Raw genomic sequence first — 998 nt, 5'->3', positions numbered from 1 at the left:
TGCTGACAGAGGGTAATGCGTCTTTATTAGTTTTCAGTGAGTCGTCTCTGTTTGTGTTCATAATGGTATAAGATAAAGTTACCGTTTGAATGTCTTCAGGTAGATTCGGGTCGAGAACAAACTGTAAACCCATGTCTTTTGATTCGCCTGCTTGAAGGGTTTGAGTCTCAAAGCAGAAACATTCCATTTTCTTTAAATGTTGGTTTGCTTGCCATGGTGTAACCCCAGGTATTGACTGGGTTTCAACTGGCTGCGAACTGTTGTTCTTAAAGAAATAGCTGGTACTGACTCGTTCGCCAAGCTTCACCTTCATGGTTTTCGCTTCAGGTTTGAATTCCCATGCCATATTGCCATTTATAGTCGAGTCGAATTGAACCGTTACGGTTCTTAAAGACTGACTAAGTTCTTCGCTACTTAGTTCAGAAATCTCAGAGCGCCCACTGTTACTATCGATGCTATTGATACCGGCGACATCGCATACGAGTTTGTATAACGGCACCATCGCAAAGGCAAAGCCAAACATAAGCACTGTTAACATTGCGAGCTTTAGTGCGGTTTTCTTGTTTTGTTTTACTGGTACTTCACTCATGTTATGCACCCACGGCTAAAGTTTGGCTGACGCCATAGGCGGCAATGCATAAGCTTGATATCGCAATGCCTCCAAGAATTAGCGCGGTGCGAATATTTGACTTCTTTAATGCTTGTTCGCTTTGTTGGTTCATAATCAAAACTCTTTTTGTTGTTAAGTATCTAGCCTTGGGCTCTTTGTTAAAGCACCCAAGGCCAGATTCTGGTTTTATTTGACCGTAGGAGGTGTTTCAAAGCTATGGAATGGTGGAGGAGATGGGAGCGTCCACTCCAGGCCAGGTGTACCGATCTGAGAACCTTCCCAAGGCTGAGCTGGAGCTTTCTCGCCACCACGTATAGTTTGAATAATGATGTAGACAAAGAGTAGGTGAGATAGGCCGAAGATAAAGGCACCAATGCTCGATATCTGG

Annotated in this window: 2 protein-coding genes and 1 pseudogene; all 3 read right to left on the bottom strand. The window is 43.7% G+C overall.

Going from position 1 to position 998, the window contains the following annotated elements; translation table 11 throughout:
• A partial coding sequence (locus tag A3766_RS26325; protein WP_068643291.1) for a cytochrome c oxidase assembly protein occupies nucleotides 1-589 on the bottom strand: 589 nt, incomplete at its 3' end.
• A 1-nt stretch (nucleotide 590) separates the two neighbouring features.
• Complete coding sequence (locus A3766_RS32445) at nucleotides 591-722, bottom strand: hypothetical protein (RefSeq protein ID WP_255374912.1); 132 nt, start codon at nucleotides 720-722, stop codon at nucleotides 591-593.
• Nucleotides 723-796: 74 nt separating this feature from the next.
• Nucleotides 797-998, bottom strand: a pseudogene (locus tag A3766_RS31645) (cytochrome c oxidase subunit I); the annotation flags it as partial.

This window comes from Oleiphilus sp. HI0132, assembly GCF_001635845.1.
Note: the sequence above shows the minus strand (reverse complement) of the source record. Positions and strands in the feature narration are given on the sequence as shown.